A 20610-nucleotide genomic window follows, 5' to 3' on the forward strand; every position below is an offset into this window, starting at 1 on the left:
GTGAGAATGGTTTGTAGTGAGGACTTTAGTCCGCATAAAACCAGAGGACTTTAGTCCTCACTACAAACTTGATAACTGTTATTTTACGGGACGAGAAATCGTTTTTTCCTTCCCTTCCCCTTCCCCTTCCCCTGCGAATGCAAATACAGGAATTTTTACAGCGCTACCAAGAGGGAGAGCGCAACTTTGCTCATATTGACCTCAGCGGTGCTAGTTTAAGCGGTGTCAACCTTCGAGAAATAGACTTAACTGGTGCTAACTTGACGGGTGCTAATTTGAGCTGGTGTTTTTTGAGCAATGCTAAGTTAATTGGGGCTTGTTTGCGCCGCGCGGATCTCCGCAGTGCGGGGATGGCTGGGGCGAATCTGAGCGGGGCAAATTTGAGCGGAGCAAATCTGGCGAAAGCGGATTTGCGCCTGGGTTGTTTGGAAGCAGCGGATCTTAATTGGGCGGCGCTACCTGAGGCGGATTTGGGCGGTGCTAATCTTCAAAACGTTAAATCTGACCAAATTAATTTGGAAAAAGCTAAACTCGACGGCGCGCAGTTGATGGCGGCGGAATTGATGGAGGCGAATCTCAACCGCGCGAGTCTTGTTGGTGCGAATTTGACGGGTGCTAATTTGCGGGAAGCGCATTTGGTGGAAGCGAATTTGCGATCGGCAATTTTGAGCGGTGTAAATTTGATTGAAGCTGACTTGAACGGTGCTCAAATGCGATCGGCAAATCTGACAGGTGCTGACTTGCACCGAGCAGTGCTGGCGGGGGCGGATTTGACTGAGGCGGTGCTAGATCGGGCTGATTTGAGTCGAGCTAATCTGGCGGGTGCTTATCTGTTGAAAGCGAGTTTTAAGCAGGCGCTTTTGGTGCGAGCTAACTTGCAAGAAGTGTATTTGCTGCGGGCGGATTTGAGCGAAGCTAATTTGCGCAGTGCTGATTTGCGGAAAGCTGATTTGAGCGGCGCTTATTTGATGGATGCGATGTTGGCTGAGGCGGATTTAAGAGAAGCTTGTTTGATTGAGTGCCGTTTGATTCGGACGAATTTGGAGGGGGCGCAGCTTACGGGTTGCTGCATTCAAAATTGGCAGGTTCAAGATGTCGATCTGTCGAAAGTTGACTGTCGCTATTTTTTTACTAAGTTTGATTATACTGCGAAAGTTGCGGCAAATCGCTTTCCGGTCGATCGCGATTTTGAGTCGGGGGAATTGGGGCGGCAGCATCAACAGGAAAGCTCGATTGTGGAGGTGTGTTTTGCCCAATCTCTTAATTGGGAGGCTTTGGTTTTTACGCTGCGTCGGGTGGAGTTGGAGAGCTGCGAACTCGAGTTGAACGTGCAATTTTTTGAGTCGGCGGGAGAACAAAATTTACTGCGGCTGAGCGCGAACCGTTTGGTGAATGGCAAGATTTTGGGCGATCGCATATTGGCGCTTTATCCAGATATGTTGGAAAAGGTTTTAGCTAAGGGTACTGAAATTTTGAGTTTGCTCGACTTGGCTGTTGCTGATAACGGTTCGCAGGAGGAGTCAGCAACACCGCAGCCGGCGATGCCGAGCCAAAAGGAGGTATTGCTCAGAAGGCAGGAAATCTATCAGCGAATGGTGCGCCAAATTTCGTTTATTTTGATGTCTCAAACGCCGGATAAATTCTCCGAAAGCGTGCAGCGGTTGTTGGATTATTTGAAGCAGCAAGGTATCCCGACAGAGCAAATTCAGAAGAAAGTTATCAGTCAGGCGATCGTGCAGCGGGCCAAGCAAGACGCGGGTTTTCGGGAACAGTTGCTGAGGTGGGAGAAAACGGCCTCCGCGAGCGTTCGCTGTTCGATGATGGGGGAAGCGGTGCGGTTTGCGATCGCCCTTTTGTGGGAATAAATCGATTTTTGTGGGAGTGAATCGATTTTTGTGGGAATGAATCGATCGCGTATTTCACCCCACGGCCGCGAGCGGCGACGCTCGCACTGTTTCTGCGTACACAAAAGCCCGCGAGTTTCTCGAAAGCCCGCGAGCGGGGACAGCACTGTTTTTGTTCGATCGCGTGTTTCACCCCGGGCCGCGAGCGGGGACGATCGCACTGTTGGTCAGATTAGCTGTTTTCCCAGAAAAAAGGATATTTTTGAGGCGTATCTGACAAGTTAGCTTTGACAGGATTTTGTTTGATATATTCCCATGTATTGATAAAATGTTGGTGGCTGTTAATAATTTCCGCGTGTCGCCCATCTTGCCAAACTTTACCGCTCTGCTTCATTACTTTAGGAATTTCTGTAGAACAGAAGCCTTTAATACTGTGCAGCCGGCTTCCAATTGACCAGTTTTGAGAGTCAGACTTTGGAAAAGGCTGAAGCAAAAGATGTACGTGGTCTGGCATAATAACGGCAGCAAATAGTTGATATCTTTGGTTGTGAAAGTGCAGGGTAGAATCTAGAACAACTTGTCGAGCTGGTGGAGTTAGCTCTAGTCTTTCCCATGTAACGAATGTTATAAAATGGATATTCTTGGGGAGTGGTAATTGAATAAAATCTTGTTTTAATGACATTTATTCACCTCATTTAATTGCAAATTGGATCGAGTGCGAGGGAGCATCTCATTTTTGTAAAAAGCATTTTTTCTTTGAGTGCGAACATCCACGAAGAGCGTATTATACAACAATACGGTTAACTTAAGAACAATCTGACGAGCAAAAAATGCCTGTATTGCCTATAAAATAGCGCTCGGAAATTCGTCAAAAAGCGTTAAGTTAACCGTATTGTATTATACAATACGCGAGCTCGCGACAGCTCGCACTATAAAATGCAAAACTGAGATGCTCCCGGTTAGACGATTTGAGATTTTAAATTTTAAATTTTAGATTTGCACTGATTGATGCTGTATGAGTTTCTAGTTGGCATAAAGTTGCATTCTTTTTTTTAATTGGTGGGTTAGGCGCGGTTGAAGATTTATTTATGGGTCAATACGGTTCACGATCGATTCCTTATACCCGGAGATCCCCCTCGCATCCCCCGAAAGCAAGGGGAGTAGGGGTTGACTTTAAGGGCTTTCTTCTTCCCCCCTTTTTAAGGGGGAGTAGGGGGCAAGTTAAGGGGGGATCGGTCTTAAGTAAACCGTATTGATTTATGGGTGACTTAAGTTAATCGCCGCGCCCAACCCACCCTACAATATGACTGCGGTTGGTTGTTATGTCATTTTATAGTTAAGAGTTTAGATTGGGACTGATAGATTTTGTGCAATCATCAGTCTTTTCAATTCTGCAATTCTTCAATCCAAAATCTAAAATCTAAAATCTAAAATTCCATGATTACTCGGCAAGCAACAAATCGATAAACTTATCCAAATCTTTGTTAGACTTGGAGGCTTGATCCTTGCCAAGGCTCACCAGAGTCGATATTTTCTCTGCCGAGGCATCATCAATTGGCAGCGGTTCTTCCTCGCTCAAATCAGGACTAATTCTTAAATATTGATAGGGTTTTTCAATTGCATCAAAAATTTGGATCATTTGATAATTTACAGTTTCAGCAACTCCCGTCATCATGATATTAATCAAAGGCTGAACCCACTCAACTTTACCCCAATCTTTCACTTCTTCGTAGGGGAATTTTTTCTTAGCTTGTCCCGTCCCCAGCGATAAAATTACCATATCTTTTGCTGTCGGGCCTTTGTCGGAGCGAGGATCGGGAATTTTTAATTTAGTTCTCACTTCCGCATAGGCACAAAGTGCGGGATTGTTGGCGAATACTCCCCCGTCAATTAAAGCGTAGGATTTGTTTGTGAAAGAGTAGATTTTGGGAAGTTCAAAGTAAGAAGGAGCGGCAGATGTGGCTCGGGCGATATCTCTGATAAAATAGTCTGCTGCTAGACATTTTTTAGCATCTATTTGATTGAAAAAGTGAGCTTTTCTATTTTCGACATCGTAACTGGAAATTAAACAAGGTTTCAGCAGTTCGCTGAGTTTGCAATCTTTAAAAGTTTCCAAAAAGAATTTTTCTAACGCATCGCTCGGATATTTCTCATCTATCAAACCGTCTAGAGATTGGAGTTCTTTCAAAAATGAACTCTGAAAAACGTCGATGCCGCTCTTGATGGAAAAATTAACAGCATCTTGGGCAGTCCACCGAGGCCTGCTGGGATTTTTGGCATCGGGACACAAATAGAGGCAGGTTAAAATTCCTCCCGCACTCGTGCCGGCGATTAAATCAAAATAGTCAGCTATTCTGGCATCTGGATTGCCGCTTTTTTGTTGCAGCTTTGACTCAATGCTAACTCCAACTTGCGCGGGGATAATCCCTCTAATTCCGCCTCCATCTATGGATAAAACTCTGGTATATTTAGCCATATTTTTTGCCTCTTTTCGATGTTTGCTCGTTTGGTACAGCCCTGGACTCAAAAAGTGGTTTGACACCATACTTAGCGGCAAGGTGCGCCGAGGCGCACCCTACATATATTAGATTTTGCGTCCAAGACTGTCCTAATCTAACATCTCAAATTTAAATTTAATTGGCTGGCTGCGATCGTGTAGCGAAAAATATATTCTACAATTTCTACGTAATTGTAGGCGGCGGCTGGTGAGTCTGCCCAGACTGTGATGCCGTGATCCCGAATTAACAACGCTGGTACAGAAGGCGCACAAACGGCAAAATATTCGCAAATTTCCTTGGCTATCTTAGGCACTTCCAAATAATTTGGAAATAGGGGCATCGCCACCTGCGGGTTTTCCTCCCACACCCCCAAACCTTTCAGCATTTCGATCGCAGGTAAAGGCACTGAATCCCCCGCTGTTAGCCGAGAAACTAAATTTGCCTCGATCGAGTGCACGTGATAGCAAGCTTTAGCGTCTGGAAAACAATTGTAAACGGCTAAATGAATGCTGGTTTCGGCGGAAGGGCGGCTGTCGGGAACAGGTTGCTCGACGATCGCACCGTCGGAGCTCATTCTGATAAAATCTGAAGGGGTTAACTGCCCTTTGGCGCGGCCGCTCGCTGTTACCCAAAAACTGCCGTCTGGTAAGCGGGCTGAAAGATTACCAGCAGTCCCAGCCATCCAACCGCGATCGTAAAAATGTTTGGCTGCTGCAATTAAATCCGATCTCAAATCGCCACTCATTCTGTGCAAATCCTCAGCTTTTTATCTATTTTTATGTTGATTTGAATTGCGCTGGCTTATCTAAATGTGCTGATGGGTACCATTGGTGTGAACTTAACGTCAAACGTAGTCACAGACTGTTGTTTGGCGACTATGCCCAGATCCCCCCGAATTCTTGCCCCCTACTCCCCCGACCTAAGGGGGGGACAAGAAGCATTCTCTTAAGGGGGGGGGACAAGAAGCATTCAAAGTCCTCCTTTTTAAGGGGGATGCGAGGGGGATCGAGACTCGACAACAAACGAGATACAAAGGACTTTAGTGTTAAGTTGACACCACCCGTGCGCACCTTACCAATACATATAGCCTAGAGTGCGATTTTTGCGCAATTTCTAGTTGAGTTTCAATTCCATTTCAGGGACAAAGTTTCCAACACGTCAAAAAAATTATCCCATTTAGTATACGGCTTTTGCTGTTCGTCCAGATACTCGGCAAGCCGATCGCGCGCAAACACAGAGTTCGCCTGCAAAGCCATGTTAAAATCCGTCAGAGAATCTCCGATCGCCACCTGTTCCTGGGCCGGGTGCAGGCTCATCACCCGCACCTTAGACACCAATTCCGCATCTCCTTCAAACTCAGAATTGACTTGCAAGAGAGGGCCGCTAGCGTCCACATCCACAGCATAAATTGCGATCGCCCGGTGTACCAAATCGCCCATAACCGTCTCTACCATAATCCGAAGGCCACCGGAAACGATCGCAAAATCCACCCTTTGCTCGTCCAAAAAATCCAGCAATTCCACCAATCCCGGCCGCATCAGCTTTCCCCTAGAAAATTCCACAATTTCCCCATAACATTCCGAGGGAATAGACTCTAATAACTGCCGCACGCCCGATCGCAAACTCAGCCTTCTCGCGTACATTTCCGGCATCAGTTGAGACGACAATTCCGGTGCAAAATGCTTGAGCATTGCCACAAAAGTTTCTTCAACAGTTATCGTGCCGTCAAAGTCGCAGAATACCACCCGTTGCTGATTGTTCGCGATTGGAGATTTTTGCTTGTCATCGGTCATTGTCAGTCGCACCGTTCGAGAACGGGAAAAGTTTACACAACTCATCGTACACCGAAGAAGTCAGTTGACAGTTGACAGTTGACAGTTGACAGTTGACAGTTGACAGTTGACTGTTGACAGTTGACTGTTGACTGTTGACTGTTGACTGTTGACAGTTGACAGTTGACAGTTGACAGTTGACAGTTGTCAGTGGGCAGTGGGCAGTAATCATATTTTGCTGTCCCTGCGATCGAACGTTATTAGGAAGGGGGAAGGGAGAAGAAGAAAACAGCTATCTTCCGCAAGAGTTTCGGGAATTAAGAGTGTCCTCTCCTTCAAGGGGGTTGCTATAATAGCTAACCGCTGTTTGTTGGCAATCCCCCGCAGGATTTTTATGCAGATTCTTCGAGGTCGTCATCCAGATCGTCGTCGAAATCTTCATCGAGATCGTCATCCAGAGAATCATTGAAATCGTCTTCGAGGAATGCTTCTACATCCTGCTTTTGATTTTTCGTCTTTTGGGGAGTAGCCTTAGCAGGCAAACAGATTAAATTATCATCCTCAGTATTAATCAAACCTTTCGATCGCAACTTACCCATCAGCCGCGTCACCGTTACCCGCGTCGAGCCGATGGCGCTGCCAATTTGAGCGTGAGTCAAGGCCCAAGGCAACCGATAGCCCCGAACCACATCCGGTTCTCCGTCACCTACGTAGGGTTCGCCGAACTCTTCGATCAACAAAGTGAGAAAACCCAGCAATCTGTCGATCGTCCGGCGCTGTCCCAAAGTGCTTAGCCAGAGCAGTTTTCGCTGGTGCTGGTAGCGAAACGCATCCAAAATTTCCCTGCGAAAGTGAGGCCAATTATCCAAGTCGTGCCAGTACATCCACACTACGTGAGTGTGATCGGCATGGGCGTAAGCTTGGAGAGTAAACGGAGACTGAGCAACCAGTTCAAAGGGCTGACCGGCGCCGACGAAGCCCAAAAAAGCTTCTTCTGTAGTTTTGTCAGTGGATTTTGACGATTTCGAGGTGGCGCTAACTTGAGCGCTGCCTACGAGCCGCACAGAGCCTTTCTGGACTAAATACAGCAGTCCGGGTCTGGCTGGAATCTTCTCGTCTTTGCTAAAAGTTCGGCAGCGGTAGTGTTCCTGGGCCCAGTCGATAATTCGCTGCCAGGTGATAAAAGGTCGATCGATAGTTTCTAGAGGTGTGGAAGTTGATTGCATAAGTGAGGCTCTGGGATATATTTAATCAGTGAGAAAAACAGCTTCTGCCAGCAGTGCGATACAAAGTGAGACAACCAACCCCCGATCGAGCTTGCACGCTTCTTAACTGTGCTGACTCTTCTCTGTTTTACCGAAAAATTCAATGTAGCAAAAAATACATCAAAATAGTATAATTCAGCAAAGATTCGATCGTAAATTATTGTATATTTAGCCCCAAAATCGCTATAAAGCTGATTGCTTCGATATATGCCAGCCGAGAGAAGCCGATAGACTATCTCTGACATCAGCAGTTTAACGTACAAGAATAGCGCAAGTGGTAACAGTCTCTAAGCACTTTTACCGCAGGAGCAGCCGATATGGATACAGCAAATATCTCCCAGTGCCCCGAAGTTACAGTGAAGTGTTTCTTGCTCTTAAGGTTCCAGGGCGCGATCGCCCAGCAGGGGACAATGACCGAAATTCCCTTAAATCGGGGTAAAAATAGCGCGCGGGTGCTGTACGTGTCTGCGATCGCCCTGAAATTGGCTAAAACTTGGCAGCAGACACCGCAGGCGATCGCCGCACAGTTGGCCGAAACTCTCGAACCGCTGTGTTGGCCAGATTTCACCGTTAAAGCCGCACCGGCTGGCATAATTGAGCTGGAGTTGACTGATGCGGGTTTAGCTTTCTGGTTGCAGCGATTAGCTCAAAATTTCCTCCCTGTTCCAGAATATCGAATCTTATCTCCTGTTGTGTGTGCCGATCGGCTGTTTCCCATTCAGTACAGCCACGCGCGCTGCTGTTCCCTGCTGCGAATGGCCCACCGCGATCGCCTAATCTCGATCGCACAGCCGGATGTCACCAGAGCGCCGCAAATTTGGTCGCTGGCGGCCCCAAATCCTATTCCTTGGGTTGACAAGGGCGATCGGCTGCGATTAGTACATCCAGCCGAAAGCAATTTAATTTCGCAACTGTTAACAGTGCTAGACAATTTATCGCCTATTTGGGAGGTAGAAAACCGCGAAAAACCCGTCAATTATTTAAAATTAGCCAATAATTTAAGCGAAGCCTTTCAGACTTTTTACAGTCAGTGCAGAATTTGGGGAGAAGTTAAAACTGAACAGCCAAAACTTGCTCAATCCCGATTGGGTTTAGTATTAGCAACTCAATCTTTGCTGCGATTTATCTTAGAAGAGTTATTGAGCGCCGTTGCTCCCATAGAACTTTGATTTCACTCATAAAAAATGTTTGAGCGTTCGGAATGCAAGTCCTCATAAAAATCAGAGGACTAAGGAATGGCAATTTAATAACTTAAGCGACTTGCTCGTTACTTTCGCAGAGCGAAAGTAACGCTTCTGGGGCGAGGAAGAGCCTCCCTTTAGCTCGCAGCTTATAGGAGAGAGGACTGATTGAGGTGTTTAAGTTATTAAATTTTCATTCCTAAAGTCCGAACGATCAAACCATTTGAAAACTAGCGCTACTGCGATCGCCGGATGGACTAGCGCGATTACATCTGCGACTTCCATACTGAATATCCCAAGATCGTTCCTGCATCTAGTTTAAGGCGTTGCAGGCGACAGTTGCGGTTCTTCCAGTTTGGCGATCGGCAGCCTTACAGTAAACGTACTACCCACGCCTTCTTCACTGCTCAATGTAATTTCGCCCCCGTGCAAGTCCACACATTTTTTAACAATGCTCAGCCCCAGTCCAGTACCGGGAATTATACCGACATTTTTCGCCCGGTAAAACGAATCAAACAGCCGTTCTTGGTCTGCTAAAGGTATGCCAATTCCGGCATCTTCTACCGAAAAAATTACCTCTGTTTCAGTGACTTTTAATTCAAATATTACTTGAGTATTAGGAGGAGAATACTTAATAGCATTTGACAGCAAATTGCTGAGAATGCGCCGCAGCAAGCTTTCCTCCAAACACGCCATCGCCGATTGACTGCGATCCACAAAAATCAGCTTCACCACATCAGTTTGAGGCTTCAATTTCAGGCTGCTTTGAAATTCTGCTACCAACTCATTACAAAACTTTTTTAAGTCTAGGGGTAGCAAGCAAAACACGATTTTTCCTGACTCCGATCGGCCGAGCAACAGAACGTCATCTAATAACTGATCGATGCTTTTTGCTGCAACTTGAGTTTTGTCAAGCAGTTCTTGTGTTCTATCATCTGATAATTTCGATTTGTACCGGGCAAGAACTTGCGTAGTACCGATGATGAAGTTTAAAGGATTGCGAACGTCGTGGGCAATCATGTACAGCAAAGAGGTTTTCATATCGTTGAGTTCTTTTGCTGTTTGCAGGCTGCGATCGAGTTGGTCGTGAGACAATTTAAGAGTTAAAGACAACTGGCGCGATCGCAGCAAAATCTCCACCCGCGCTTGCAATTCTATCTTCTCGATCGGAGCGATAATTAGATCGTCAATAGTTTGCCAAATAAATCGCGTTGCCATCCCGACATCCGAGCGGGATGTAATCAACAGAAAAGGCAAGCACACCGGGTCTTCTGCCTGTTTTTGAGCGGCTACCCATTTCCAGTGGCGTTTCAGGGCAAGACCGTCAATTATCCCCAGGTCAAAAGATTGATTAAAAGGTAAAATTTCATCAATATTTTCCGTTGAATTGGGCAGCAATACCTCATAGTAAACTGCCAGCCATTCTAATAACAGGCGGCGATTTTCTTTCTGTTCGACAAGCAATAAAATTTGACTCACGCAGGTTCTCCTAGCAAGCTGTGAACAATGGACAGCAAATCTCTAACGATCAAAGGTTTTACCAACATACTCCGAGCACCGCGGGAGAAGCTTTCGTGCTGAATGACAGCGCTTTGTTTGGGCGAAAGTATCAAAAAAGGGATTTGGTGATTTCGCAGTTGTTCGCAGCAGTCCCAAATCCGGCGGTCAAAACCAGAAATATCTACTAAAGCCATCCCGATTCTAGCAGGCTCGCCGATCGCTTGTGCAACCTCTTCCAAGCTAGAAGCCGCGCTCGTCTGGTATCCTTCTTTGTTGAGAAATTGTGCTAGGAGTTGCAAGTTTCGCTGATTGCGGTCTACCGCTAAAATTATTGAGTTGCAAGTCATCGATCAGCGTCCTCTGACGATTTTAGATTTTAGATTTTAGATTTTAGATTTTAGATTTTAGATTTTAGATTTTAGATTTTAAATTTTAGATTGGGGAATGATTGATTATATATGAGTTTGGAGCAGTCGCCTACAGTTGTATTTTTTTTCAACTGGTATTGGCTTGCTTTTCGGCGAGCTTGCCAAAGTTGCGACTTCAGAAACCCGGTTTCTTCCTAAATTTATCGTCAATAAACGCAAATTTTTCGCAGAAACCGGGTTTCTAGCCCCCGTGCGTAAGTTCTGTCAAAGTCCTCAAATACAGAATTTTACCAAGAGATTTAACTTTCCCAGAAATTAAGCTATTGGTGAGGCGCACGGTGCGCGCTACTTACTGTATTAGTCGATTCACAACTCCCAAATTAGCCGCCATTGACCAAAAAAAGCACCGCACACCCCGATTCAATCCTCATCCGCTCCCCCCTCACCCCACATCGGCGCCGAGCTCAAAATGCCGCGCAGCCCCCGTATCGGTTTGCTGACTTTGATGCCGTAGCGAGTAATATCGAGTTCTCGCAGAGTTTTCTCGAAATTGCTGACTCGTTTTTTAATTACGCCGATCGCCTTGCGGATTTCTGTTCTATTATGCAGTTGGCGTTCCAGATAGCGGATAAACAGAAGATTGTCCGCCAAATAACTAATCCCAATCTCGGTCAGCCGAAAATCTCCGCTAATCCCTTCTATCTCATTAATCAAGATCACCGTAACTCCCATATTCTTGAGATACTTGCACAAAGCGTGCAAATTGTTCACCAAATCTTGCCCCCGCATCGAAAGCTGATAGCCAGAAATACTGTCAATCATCACAATCCGCGTCTTTTCCTGTTCCACCTCTCGCCGTACCATATTCGCAAACTGATCCGGCGAATACAGCAAAGGTTCCACAGGTATCACCGACAGGCTTCCCTGGGCTATCATCGCCCCAACCGGGATGTTAACTGATTCGCAGCGGCGCAGCAGAGTAGAAATTGACTCCTCAAAGATGTAAACTACCGATCGCTCCCCCCTTCCCGCCGCCTCCTTCATAAACTGAATCCCCACCGTCGTCTTACCCACACCGCTAGGCCCGCTGACGACAGTCACAGTCCCCCGTTCCAGTCCTCCGTGCAGCAGTTCGTCCATTTCTGGAACCCCAGCAGAAATCGGTTCAGCCACAAAATCCTGTTGGTAGTTGTCCGGAAGCAGCCGTGGAAACACCTCCATCCCAGCCTGAGTCAAGCGCAGCGAATGGCGGCCGTCGCGGAAGTAGGAACCGCGCAGCTTAGTGACAGACAGAGTACGCCCTTCCGGCCGCAATTCCAAGTAAATTACACCGTCGCTGATGAATTGCAAATCGTCGTCGGGAGCGCTTAATGTGCCTTCTGAGGTGAAAACCACCGTCGCCCCCCCTTCCACCAAAAACCGCAGAAAAGACAAAACCTGCTTGCGAAACTGAAACTCATCCGCAGCCAAGTAGCGAAATTGAGTAATCGCATCCAAAAACACCCGTTGTGGCTTGACAGCTTGGACTCGCTCAATAATTTTTTGTGTAGTTGGTTCTCGCTCAACTTCCGACGGCGAGAAAATATCGTAGGTTTGAACTTCAGTAAAAAATTCAGAGGATGGGCTCAAATCGAGGAAGGCGATCGCCTCGATGTCAAAACCGAGACTTTCAGCATTGGCGCGCAATTGCGCTTCCGGTTCTCCTAAAGTAATAAACAGGGGCGTTTCTCCCAGAGCCAGACCAGCAGCCAAAAAATGAAAGCCCAGGGTAGTCTTACCAGTACCCGGGCCGCCGCGTACCAGATAAGAGCGCTGAGCAATCAGGCCGCCGTCAATCACTTCGTTGAGACCGGTAACTCCTACTGAAAGTCGGTTTTGAGACATTTGTTTGTTCATGTTTAGAATATCGGGCCCGTATTAATATTTAATGGTTTTAGGCGGTGTTTTGATAATTTTTTTTACCGGGCGTCCGATAACCTTCATGAAATCTTTTTCTACCGACAATTACGTTAGCATACAAGAATTAGAAAGCATTGTAGGCAGTTCTGGCATCTGTCCGCAGCAAGACACAGAGGCATTTTGGCAAGAACGGGTAGAAAAAGCAGTTGCCCCCGGTACTTCAATAGCCTGTACCGTTTATCCCAATACTCAGGAAGAACTCGCGGCGGTGATTGCTTGGGCCGCGCAAAATCACTGTGCAGTCTTGCCTTGTGGTACTGGCAGCAAACTCGATTGGGGCGGTTTAGTTAAATTTGACCCCGATCCCCCCCAGCCCCCCTTAACAAGGGGGGAGCAAGATGTTGTCAAAGTCCCCCGGGAGGGGGATTTAGGGGGATATCCTGATGCAGGGGGGATCGCGGCTGTGAGCACGGCGCGCCTGAATCGTCTGGTAGAACACGCTGTGGGCGATTTAACCGTGACTGCGGAGGCGGGCATGAAGTTTGCCGATTTGCAGGAAATTTTAGGGGCATCAGGTCAATTTTTGCCGATCGATCCTGCATATCCGCAACAGGCAACTTTGGGCGGGATTGTCGCTACTGCTGATACGGGTTCGCTGCGGCACCGCTATCGGGGCGTGCGCGATTTGTTGTTGGGAATTAGCTTTGTGCGATCGGACGGTAAAATTGCTACAGCCGGAGGTCGAGTTGTGAAAAATGTCGCCGGTTACGACTTAATGAAACTGTTTACCGGTTCCTACGGCACATTAGGCGTCATCAGTCAAGTAACATTCCGAGTTTATCCGCTGCCGGAATCATCGGGAACTGTCATACTGACAGGAGAAACTAATGCTTTAGCCGAAGCTGCTCAAATCTTATTATCTTCTGCTCTGACACCGACGGCCGTTGATTTGCTGTCACCGCAGTTAGTAGAAAAACTGAGTTTGGGTAAAGGTTCGGGATTGGTTGTGAGATTTCAAAGCATCGCCGAAAGCGTTAAACAACAATCAGCCCGCTTGCTGGAAGTAGGCGAAAAGTTGGGCTTGCAAGGCACTAACTGCGGCGAAAATGATGAGCATCAATTATGGCAAAGATTGCCAGAAACAGTCGGGAATTCTGGGAATAATTCAGCAATTATTTGTAAAATAGGTATCAGACCGTCGGAAGCTGTCAAGGCAATTAACGAGTTGCCGGTACAGGATGCTTTGATTCATGCGGGCAGCGGTTTGGGAGTTTTACGGTTTGAGACTGCGACAGCCGAAACGCTGTTGCAGGTACGCAGGGCGTGCGAAGCTAAAGGCGGTTTTCTGACGGTTTTGGCTGCGCCAGCCCACATCAAGCAAGGGTTAGATGTTTGGGGCTATACTGGAAGTGCGATCGATCTAATGCGCCGCATCAAGCAAGAGTTTGACCCGGAGAATATTTTAAATTGCGATCGCTTGATCTTAAAAGGTTCGTAGTGAGGACTTCAGTCCTTGTTAAATCCCTGTCTAAGTCTTTTGTGAACCAGATTTTTTTTAACGAACCGCGAAGGCGCAAAGAGCGCGAAGGAAGAGAGGGGAAGAGAAGAGAAGAGAAGAGAAGAGTGTGTGTTCGCTTGACGGACTTCTATCCGTTAAATCCGTTAAATAATCCGTTGCCGAACTTCTTTCTACCATATATGCAAACTTCAGAAACATCTCAAATTCCTAACGAAGATTTCAAACCCGCGAAAGAAAGCAATTTCCTAGCCCAAAATCCCCACTTACAAACCCTTGAAATCCCAGGTTTTGACGCCAACAATCCGCCCGATCCCAAATTAATCGATACTTGCGTGCACTGCGGCTTTTGCTTGTCAACTTGTCCGAGTTATCGCGTACTCGGAAAAGAAATGGATTCGCCCCGAGGTCGCATTTATTTAATGGATGCAATCAACGAAGGCGATGCACCTTTAAATGAAGCAACTTCGCAGCATTTCGATACTTGTTTGGGCTGTTTGGCCTGCGTCACAACTTGTCCGTCTGGCGTGCAATACGACAAGTTAATTTCTGCAACTCGCCACCAAGTTACCAGAAATCAAAAACGCACTTTTTCTGACAATGTAATTCGCACTCTGATTTTTAATCTCTTTCCTTATCCTCACAGATTGCGCCCGTTGCTGGTACCGCTGTTTATTTATCAAAAATTAGGACTGCCAAAACTAATTCGCCAAACAGGTTTGCTGAAAAAAGTATTTCCTCGCTTGGCGGCGATGGAATCTATTTTACCGAAGGTAACAGTCGATTCTTTCCGGGATAATTTGCCAGAAGTGATTCCCGCACAAGGGGAGAAACGCTATCGAGTTGGCGTGATTTTAGGCTGCGTGCAGCGGTTGTTGTTCTCGCCGGTTAATGAGGCTACGGTGCGTGTTTTGACGGCTAACGGTTGCGAGGTTGTGATTCCCAAAAGTCAGGGATGTTGTGCTGCTTTACCGGAACATCAAGGACAAGCCGAACAGGCGAAATCTTTGGCGAGACAAATGATTGACAGCTTTGAAAATACGGGGGTTGATTTTGTAATTATCAACGCTGCTGGGTGCGGCCACACTTTGAAAGAATACGGTCACATTTTAGCTGATGACCCGGATTATCGGGAGAAAGCTGAGAAGTTTGCTGCTAATGTGAAGGACGTGCAAGAGTTTTTGGCAACTGCGGGAATTACGGCGAAACTCAATCCTTTGATTGATGGCAATTTGACAATTGTTTATCAGGATGCTTGTCATTTGTTGCACGGACAAAAGATTAGTTTGCAGCCGCGTCAGTTGTTGCTACAAATCCCTGGTGTGAAGTTAAAAGAACCTGTGGATGCTGCTTTGTGTTGCGGGAGTGCGGGGGTTTATAATATGCTTCAGCCGGAGGTGGCTGATGATTTGGGGCAGCAAAAGGTGGAGAATTTGCTGAATACTGGAGCCGAGTTGATTGCTTCTTCTAATCCTGGTTGTTCTTTGCAAATTAAGAAGCATTTGGAGTTGCAGGGGAAGGCTGTTACTTTGATGCACCCGATCGAGCTTTTGGATTATTCTATTCGTGGGGTACAGTTGCAGAGGAAGTAGTTTGCTCGGGCGGGCGGTGTCCGCCCTGCTTTCGCTGCTGAGTGAGATTGGTTTTAGGAACCGCAGCAATTTACAGGCGAGACGCCCGATCGCACTTTTCAAGTTTACCAAAAGTGCGATCGGAACCACGACAACTGACAACTGACTACTGACAACTGACTACTGACTACTGACTACTGACTACTGACTCTTCCAACTTCAAAAAATGCACTTGTCCCGAAGCTTCCGCCGCCACAATTGTCACCCCATCCGGTGCAATAGCGCAAGCTTTCAAAGCACTATCTCCTCTGAAAGTAGCAACTACTTTTCGACTCAACAAATCCCAAACTTTCAGAGTATTGTCATCGGAAACTGAAATCACCTTATTTCCTACAGTCGCCAGAGATGTTACCGCATCCGCATGACCTGCCAAAGTAAAAACTTCTTTTCTACTTGACAAATTCCAAACTTTCAGAGTTTTTTCCCGCCCACCCGAAATTGCCCATTTGCCGTCCGCCGTAACTGCCACAGCATTGACAAAACTCTCATGACCTTTGATAGTAAAAAGTAGATTTTTGACGGCGAAATTCCATAAATTTGCCCAAATATTCTTGGGTTTCCCCAAACTCCAAACTTTTAGGGTTTTGTCACCCGCAGCCGAAATAATCCGTTGGCCGTCGGGAGTAATTGCCACAGCTTTTATACCGTCAGTATGACCTGAAAACGTAAAAACTTCCTCTCCTGTTTCCAGATTCCAAACTTTAATAGTTTTGTCTCCGGAACCGGAAATCACCAGCCTGCCGTCCGGGGTAACAGCAACAGAATTTACCCAATCTGTATGACCTTTTAAAGTAAAGATTTCCTCTCCTGTTTCCCGATTCCAAACTTTAACAGTTTTGTCACCGGAACCTGAAACTATTCTCTTGCTGTCCGGGGTAACAGCGATTGCTTTTACCCAATCTTTATGACCGGGAATAGCAAAAAGTTCCTCTCCGTTTTTGAGATTCCAGACTTTAATGCTGTTGTCTCCCGAACCGGAAATCGCTTTGGTACCGTCCGCCGTCACTGCTACAGCATTTACCCAGTCATCGTGACCGGCACATGATACATTTTCTTTACCTATTTCTAAGTGCCAAACTTTCAGAGTTTTGTCAGAGGAACCAGAAACTATCCGCTTACCGTCGGGGGTAACAGCTACAGCATTCACAGGGGCGATATGATTGGTAAAAGTGAAGAGTTCTTCTTTTCTTTCCAAATTCCAAACTTTCAGCGTTTTGTCGCCTGCTGCCGAAATTACTCGTTTTCCGTCGGGACTGACGGCTACAGCTTGGACGAAACTGCTGTGAATTCCTAAAGTAAAAAGTTTTTCTCTCGCACTCAAACTCCAAACTTTGATTGTGCCGTCGTAACTGCCGGAAATTATTTTTTCGCCGTCGGGAGTTACTGCTACTGCTTTTACCCAATCTGCGTGACCGGTAAGGGTAAAGAGTTCTTTTCCTGTTTCTAGGTTCCAGACTTTAATGCTGTTGTCGCCTGACCCGGAAATCAACCGCTTGCTGTCGGGAGTTACTGCTACGGACTGGACAAAACTGCTGTGACCTTTGAGGTTGAAAATCGCGGCCCCTGTTGACAAATCCCAAACTTTTATGCTGCCGTCCCAGGAACCAGAAATTACTCGCTTGCCGTCGGGAGTTACTGCTACAGCTTCTACTGCAAAAGTATCGCCGGCAAATGTCAATATTTCTGTTCCTGTTTCTAAATTCCAAATTTTAATAGTATTGTCCCAAGAACCGGAAATTACTTGAGTGCCGTCTGGGGTGACTGCTACAGCATTGACGTAGGTAAGATGACCTTTGAGGGTGGAAAGTTCTGATCCTGTTTCTAAGTGCCAAACTTTGAGAGTGTGGTCGGAGGATGCAGAAATTGCTCGCTTGCCGTCGGGGGTGATTGCTACAGCTTGTACCCAATCTGTATGTCCGGTGAGGGTGCGCAGCAATCTGCCGCCAGGAGGAGTAAAGCTGGGCGTTAGCGGCCGCAGCCAGGGGTGTTTCTGCTGTTTTGCTTGTGCTAGCAGTGCTTGAATTTCTGGAATTTCAAAGCGCATTAAGCGGGCAATTAGTTGGGCTGCTAGTTGCGTTCGATCTTTGCTTATAATGTGGGCAGAAAGCCGGATTGCTTCTTGGATTAATTTTAGTTGGTCGGCTTTTTGGTCGGAGGCGATCGGATCGGGACTTGTTGCTAAATCGTAATCTTCTATTAGCGCTTGTACTCCCGATGCTGACAGCTTGGCTTCAATAAAATTGTAATCTGTTAGTAAGCTGTATAATTGATCTGAGTCTGAAGTCGCTGCTAGCTGACTTGGCAGGATTCCCAAACAGTGCGTCTGTTCTGCGGCCTGCATTTTATCCAGCCCTTGTGTAAACTCGCTCATAAATTTGTGGATGTCTTTTTTAAATGTATGCGATCGCTAGCTGCACCTTGCCCAAAACTCGAACGAGAAAGTTTTATCGCGTACTTTGCTCGCTTACTTAGCATGGCATATTTGAAGGCTATTTGCTACCGGGCTGCTGCCCTCGGTTTGGTGATGCTTCGATGAATCGCTGGTTTTTTAGTCTGAGTCTACTTTGAGAATTTTCCAGACCTGCGATTACCATCAACCGCCGCCAATATAATTCAACTCTACAGCGCCAAATCTGCCGATCGATCGACAACCATCTGAGATATATCTTTGTTTTTCTTCACAGATCTGGTGTTTGGGGAATGATGGTCGATCGACCAACACTCTCAAGCTAAAATTTTTGAGCGATCGCAGAAGGAATTCGAGAAATGGAAGTCCCAATCGAACGCAAGGGTTTCAGCAATGCAAGAACGTCTATAGCGTCGGGCGCGGTTGCTATTTCGCCATCCTGTTTGATGTGCAAACAAGACTTTTTTAGCGAAATACAATGCCGGATGCTCTAATTTGCTGTCAATTCCGTCGCATCTGCGAGGCTGATGTCCCCCCGGTTGGGTTTCGTACCTCGGCCCCACCTGCAATCTGCTGCACCCAAACCCAAACCTCTCGGAAAGTTTTGCAGGCGCGCCCCATTCCTTTAAAATATAGAGTGGGACTTGCACTCTTAAACCGGGTTTATAGCTATAATCATTGGTTTGACGGCTAGGTACGCAGGAAGAAACCGGGTTTCTGACTCGATAGCGCGCAAGTCGCGATCGAAAATAAAGAAGTATTTAAGTTTAGAGACAAATTTCATGGATGTTATCGAGTTTTTTGAGTTAAGTGCAGGCAAATGGTTTTCCCAGCGCACCGTACACAATCTCAATTCTGGGGAATTGCAAGCAGGTAAATCCGACCTCAAAATAGAAATACTGACAGCTAGCGATGCAGCAGTCGTTAAACTTTGCCAACAGCACTCGATTAACCCGGCCTCAACTGGCCTCAAGGGCGTTCGGATTTCTTGGGATGGTACTCCCGATCGCAACCAAGCTAAACAAATTGGTTCTACAATATTAGCGATCGTACCCAATCCCGACAATCCCAGCGAAGGCCAAGTATTGCAAGAGAAGGGAAACAGCCGCTACATCATGGGCGGCGACGATGTGCTGACATTGATTACAGAATCAGATACCGTCCATGCTGAAGAAAGGCTGTGGTATCTCATCCCCAATCTGCGGCTGCGGACTAGCGTTGTTAAGCAAGCTAACGGTACGGAACAAGCATCTTTTTGTTCGGAAATTCGGATGGGAGCAAGTCCGAAAAGTTAACTTTCGTTGACCTGGGACAGTTGACAGTTGGCAGAGAAGCAGTCAGATTTCATTGGGAATTGGGAATTGGGAATTGGGAATTGGGAATTGGGAATTGGGAATTGGGAATTGGGAATTGGGAATTGGGAATTGGTAATTGGTAATTGGTAATTGGTAATTGGTAATTGGGAATTGAGAATTGGGAATTGCTTGCGCTTGACAAAACTCAAACTTTTTTTGTGCTATATAGCGGTTCTCATAAAGATGAGGTATGCCAAATTTTGCTACGATAACCAGGGAGAAGACACGCATGAAAGAGCGTCTTTACTCCCAGAAACCTCAGAAATATATAGGAACTATCAATTACCGATTACCGATTACCGATTACCGATTACCGATTACCGATTACCGATTACCCATTACCAGACATACTTCATCTTTGTGAGAAGGGCTATATCTCATTCCCAAAATTCAGACCTTATTTGTCCTTTCTCCCTTCTTTCTGCGCCCTTCTCGAGCAACGGCTTTTAATTTGGTGTGAAAATCAGTGTGTTTGACGCCTGGGAATGATTTTGGTACAGGTTTGTCGGTTAATTGGCGATCGACTTCAGCTCGATCGGCTAGGGCGGTAACATCCACATCTTCATATACTACAACTTCTGTATTTTCTTTGGTGCGATCGTCCGCGGCGGGCAGTTTTTCTGTTTCCTGGGCCTCTGTATTCGGGACTTCTGCATCTGGCGCGCGATCGACGAATGCTTCTGACTGCTCGAGCAAATCTAATTCTGCGACACCGACTTCCGATTTTGGGTGCGATATAATTTTCTCGTCCTGCGGTAGTTGAGCATCACTTTCAAAGGTTAAATTTTGAGGAAAATTGTTGCACACTAACCGTTCAAACTCTCGATTGAAATGATAAAGCGGTTCGCCTATCCGCTGCCACATACTCAATAGCTGTCCGACAGAAACAGCCTTGTAGCGCCCTTGATAAAGCGCTTCAACCACTGCTAAACGCACCCAAGAGCCGGGATACTTGGTCAGCCATTCACCCGCCAATTTCTCTGCTTTTTTGCCACCTAGGTCAAAACCGTAGTGAACCAGCAGAGCCGCTGCTTGTGCAGATATTGCCGTCACTTCTGTCATGGGAATTGGTAATTAGTCGGTTGTCAGTTGTCAGTTGTCAGTTGTCAGTTGTCATTAGTCCTGCCGTCATTAGTCAGGAGTGGTGTCCCCCCCGAGCGAACCTGATTATTAGTCCTTCTTCCTTGGGAATTGAGAATTGGAGAATTGAGAATTGGTGAATTGAGAATTGGTGAATTGAGAATTGGTGATTTTTTTTTGCTTCGTTATTACCAATTACCAATTACCTTTTTCCCCATTACCAATTACCAATTACCAATTACCAATTACCAATTACCAATTACTAATTACCCATTACCCATTACCCATTACCAA

17 protein-coding genes are annotated in these 20610 nt (G+C 46.4%); 6 read left to right on the forward strand and 11 right to left on the reverse strand.

From position 1 onward, the window contains the following. Positions 1–137: 137 nt before the first annotated feature. Positions 138–1865, forward strand: coding sequence for a pentapeptide repeat-containing protein (locus QUB64_RS14140; RefSeq protein WP_333276990.1), 1728 nt, complete (start codon positions 138–140; stop codon positions 1863–1865). Between the two features lie 211 nt (positions 1866–2076). Here QUB64_RS14140 and QUB64_RS14145 read toward each other — a convergent pair whose 3' ends face one another. The 5 genes from QUB64_RS14145 to QUB64_RS14165 all read right to left on the reverse strand — a co-directional run bounded on the left by QUB64_RS14145 (position 2077) and on the right by QUB64_RS14165 (position 7340). Then, on the reverse strand, positions 2077–2526 hold the full coding sequence (locus QUB64_RS14145; RefSeq protein ID WP_333276988.1) for an REP-associated tyrosine transposase: 450 nt from the start codon (positions 2524–2526) through the stop codon (positions 2077–2079). A 759-nt stretch (positions 2527–3285) separates the two neighbouring features. Next, positions 3286–4320, reverse strand: coding sequence for a patatin-like phospholipase family protein (locus tag QUB64_RS14150; RefSeq protein WP_333276985.1), 1035 nt, complete (start codon positions 4318–4320; stop codon positions 3286–3288). A 137-nt stretch (positions 4321–4457) separates the two neighbouring features. Then, positions 4458–5087, reverse strand: a complete 630-nt coding sequence (gene mtnB / locus QUB64_RS14155) for a methylthioribulose 1-phosphate dehydratase (protein ID WP_333276983.1) — start codon at positions 5085–5087, stop codon at positions 4458–4460. A 379-nt stretch (positions 5088–5466) separates the two neighbouring features. Further along, complete coding sequence (locus QUB64_RS14160) at positions 5467–6135, reverse strand: HAD-IB family phosphatase (protein WP_333276981.1); 669 nt, start codon at positions 6133–6135, stop codon at positions 5467–5469. A gap of 371 nt (positions 6136–6506) precedes the next feature. Beyond that, on the reverse strand, positions 6507–7340 hold the full coding sequence (locus QUB64_RS14165) for a Crp/Fnr family transcriptional regulator (RefSeq protein WP_369124822.1): 834 nt from the start codon (positions 7338–7340) through the stop codon (positions 6507–6509). Between the two features lie 356 nt (positions 7341–7696). On the opposite strand from QUB64_RS14165, the gene QUB64_RS14170 reads away from it, so the two are divergent. Then, on the forward strand, positions 7697–8548 hold the full coding sequence (locus QUB64_RS14170) for a DALR anticodon-binding domain-containing protein (protein ID WP_333276979.1): 852 nt from the start codon (positions 7697–7699) through the stop codon (positions 8546–8548). Between the two features lie 330 nt (positions 8549–8878). Here QUB64_RS14170 and QUB64_RS14175 read toward each other — a convergent pair whose 3' ends face one another. The 3 genes from QUB64_RS14175 to QUB64_RS14185 all read right to left on the reverse strand — a co-directional run bounded on the left by QUB64_RS14175 (position 8879) and on the right by QUB64_RS14185 (position 12324). Continuing rightward, a complete protein-coding gene (locus tag QUB64_RS14175; protein ID WP_333276977.1) occupies positions 8879–10039 on the reverse strand; it encodes an ATP-binding response regulator in 1161 nt (386 codons plus the stop codon). Beyond that, complete coding sequence (locus tag QUB64_RS14180; protein WP_333276975.1) at positions 10036–10407, reverse strand: response regulator; 372 nt, start codon at positions 10405–10407, stop codon at positions 10036–10038. Before QUB64_RS14180 ends, QUB64_RS14175 begins: the two co-directional genes overlap by 4 nt. Before the next feature lie 441 nt (positions 10408–10848). Continuing rightward, a complete protein-coding gene (locus tag QUB64_RS14185; RefSeq protein WP_333276973.1) occupies positions 10849–12324 on the reverse strand; it encodes an ATPase domain-containing protein in 1476 nt (491 codons plus the stop codon). Between the two features lie 85 nt (positions 12325–12409). Between QUB64_RS14185 and QUB64_RS14190 the strand changes: the two genes are divergently transcribed. Further along, positions 12410–13825, forward strand: coding sequence for an FAD-binding oxidoreductase (locus QUB64_RS14190; protein WP_333276971.1), 1416 nt, complete (start codon positions 12410–12412; stop codon positions 13823–13825). 200 nt (positions 13826–14025) lie between these two features. Beyond that, positions 14026–15435, forward strand: coding sequence for a (Fe-S)-binding protein (locus tag QUB64_RS14195; RefSeq protein ID WP_333276969.1), 1410 nt, complete (start codon positions 14026–14028; stop codon positions 15433–15435). Between the two features lie 166 nt (positions 15436–15601). Here QUB64_RS14195 and QUB64_RS14200 read toward each other — a convergent pair whose 3' ends face one another. Continuing rightward, complete coding sequence (locus tag QUB64_RS14200) at positions 15602–17845, reverse strand: hypothetical protein (protein ID WP_333276967.1); 2244 nt, start codon at positions 17843–17845, stop codon at positions 15602–15604. 222 nt (positions 17846–18067) lie between these two features. Continuing rightward, a complete protein-coding gene (locus QUB64_RS14205) occupies positions 18068–18253 on the reverse strand; it encodes a hypothetical protein (RefSeq protein ID WP_333276965.1) in 186 nt (61 codons plus the stop codon). Positions 18254–18663: 410 nt separating this feature from the next. On the opposite strand from QUB64_RS14205, the gene QUB64_RS14210 reads away from it, so the two are divergent. Both QUB64_RS14210 and QUB64_RS14215 read left to right on the forward strand, forming a co-directional pair. Further along, positions 18664–19176 carry a phycobiliprotein lyase gene (locus QUB64_RS14210; protein ID WP_333276963.1) on the forward strand — a complete coding sequence of 171 codons (513 nt, stop codon included), beginning with the start codon at positions 18664–18666 and terminating at the stop codon, positions 19174–19176. Between the two features lie 27 nt (positions 19177–19203). Then, positions 19204–19326 (forward strand): hypothetical protein, encoded by a 123-nt coding sequence (locus QUB64_RS14215; RefSeq protein ID WP_333325487.1) that lies wholly within the window; start codon positions 19204–19206, stop codon positions 19324–19326. A 300-nt stretch (positions 19327–19626) separates the two neighbouring features. Here QUB64_RS14215 and QUB64_RS14220 read toward each other — a convergent pair whose 3' ends face one another. Continuing rightward, positions 19627–20298: a hypothetical protein gene (locus tag QUB64_RS14220; RefSeq protein ID WP_333274795.1), complete on the reverse strand. Its 672-nt coding sequence runs from the start codon at positions 20296–20298 to the stop codon at positions 19627–19629. Between the last annotated feature and the right edge of the window lie 312 nt (positions 20299–20610).

It is taken from the genome of Microcoleus sp. Aus8_D2, assembly GCF_036702665.1.
In the GTDB taxonomy this organism is placed as follows: domain Bacteria; phylum Cyanobacteriota; class Cyanobacteriia; order Cyanobacteriales; family Microcoleaceae; genus Microcoleus.